This window comes from Bradyrhizobium oropedii (assembly GCF_020889685.1).
Classification (GTDB): Bacteria; Pseudomonadota; Alphaproteobacteria; order Rhizobiales; family Xanthobacteraceae; genus Bradyrhizobium; species Bradyrhizobium oropedii.
Window position 1 is genome coordinate 1 of record NZ_JACMYO010000422.1, and the last position, 1,384, is coordinate 1,384.

At 60.7% G+C, this 1,384-nt stretch carries 1 protein-coding gene and 4 pseudogenes; 1 reads left to right on the plus strand and 4 read right to left on the minus strand.

Going from position 1 to position 1,384, the window contains the following annotated elements:
- The 3 pseudogenes from H8A95_RS44650 to H8A95_RS44660 form a co-directional block, all read right to left on the minus strand.
- Positions 1–319: pseudogene (locus H8A95_RS44650) on the minus strand (ATP-binding protein); the annotation flags it as partial.
- Positions 320–364: 45 nt separating this feature from the next.
- Positions 365–547: pseudogene (locus tag H8A95_RS44655) on the minus strand (carboxyl transferase domain-containing protein); the annotation flags it as partial.
- 7 nt (positions 548–554) lie between these two features.
- Positions 555–767 (minus strand): annotated as a pseudogene (locus H8A95_RS44660) (carboxyl transferase domain-containing protein); the annotation flags it as partial.
- On the opposite strand from H8A95_RS44660, the gene H8A95_RS44665 reads away from it, so the two are divergent.
- Positions 733–990, plus strand: a complete 258-nt coding sequence (locus tag H8A95_RS44665) for a hypothetical protein (RefSeq protein WP_420839548.1) — start codon at positions 733–735, stop codon at positions 988–990. The pseudogene H8A95_RS44660 and the gene H8A95_RS44665 sit on opposite strands and share 35 nt — an antisense overlap.
- Positions 991–1,061: 71 nt before the next feature.
- On the opposite strand, the pseudogene H8A95_RS43035 reads toward H8A95_RS44665, so the two are convergent.
- A pseudogene (locus H8A95_RS43035) lies at positions 1,062–1,384 on the minus strand (dihydrolipoyl dehydrogenase); the annotation flags it as partial.

Consider the following 1,384-nt stretch of genomic DNA (forward strand, 5'->3'; position numbering starts at 1 on the left):
CTTCCTCGATGACCTTCTGGTTGCGGCGCTGGATCGAGCACTCGCGCTCGCCGAGATAGATCACGTTGCCATGCTTGTCGCCGAGGATCTGGATCTCGATGTGCGTGGGATCGACGATGAATTTCTCGATGAAGACGCGGTCGTCGCCGAACGACGACTTCGCCTCGGCCTTGGCGAGGTTGAAGCCTTCGGCAACCTCCGACTTCGAATGCGCGATGCGCATGCCCTTGCCGCCGCCGCCGGCGAAGGCCTTGATCATCACGGGGTAGCCGATCTCGTCGGCGATCTGGACGGCGTGCTTGTCGTCCTCGATGACGCTGACGGTCTTCACCACGTCGGGGCCGGTGACGAACATGTAGCTCGTCTTCTTCACCATGAAGATGAAGTCGGTCATGGCGGGCGAATAGACGTCGCCGCCGGCGCAGGGACCCATGATGACGGAGATCTGCGGGATCACGCCCGAGGCGATGACGTTGCGGCGGAACACATAGGGATAACCCGCGAGCGCCGCGACACCCTCCTTGGATGCGCGCGCCGCTGGCGTCATAGAGGCCGATGATCGGCGCCCTCGCCTTCATCGCCATGTCCTGAAGTTTTGTAATTTTCAGCGCGTGTGTCTCGGACAGGGACCCGCCGAACACGGTAAAATCCTTGGCGAATACGAAGGTCTTGCGGCCGTTGACCGTGCCCCAGCCGGTAACGACGCCGTCGCCGGGGATCTTGGACTTCTCCATGCTGAACTCGATCGAGCGGTGCTCGACGAACATGTCGAATTCCTCGAACGAGCCCTTGTCCAGCAAAAGCTCGATCCGCTCGCGCGGTCAGCTTGCCGCGGGCGTGCTGCGCCCCGATGCGCTTTTCGCCGCCGCCCAGCTTGGCACCAGCGCGACGCTGTTCAAGCCGTTCGACAATATTACTCATCGTTTGATTCAGGATCCTGAGCCACCCGGCGAGACGCAAGTGTCGAGTTCGCGCAAAGAGACTTCATAGGGTGAGGGCCCGTGGACTGGCCTGGGCGAACCCCGAGTCTGGTGCGATGAATGGTCTGGCACTCTCGCAGCTCACGCGCCACGTGCTCGCCTGGCGACCGGCATAAGATCTGTGCAGACGCCCTCGAATAGCTCTGCGGCCAGACCCACCGTCTCAGCCAGGGTCGGATGCGGATGAATAGTCTTGGCTATATCGACTGCGTTTGCGCCCATTTCGATGGCGAGGCATATCTCTCCAATCATGTCTCCGACGTGCGGTCCTATGATGACTCCCCCGATGACACGATGTGTCTCTGTGTCAAAAACAAGTTTTGTCATTCCGTATGACGCGCCGGATGCGATCGCCCGACCAGAGGCAGCCCAAGGAAACTTCACGGATCTTACGCTTCGCTTAG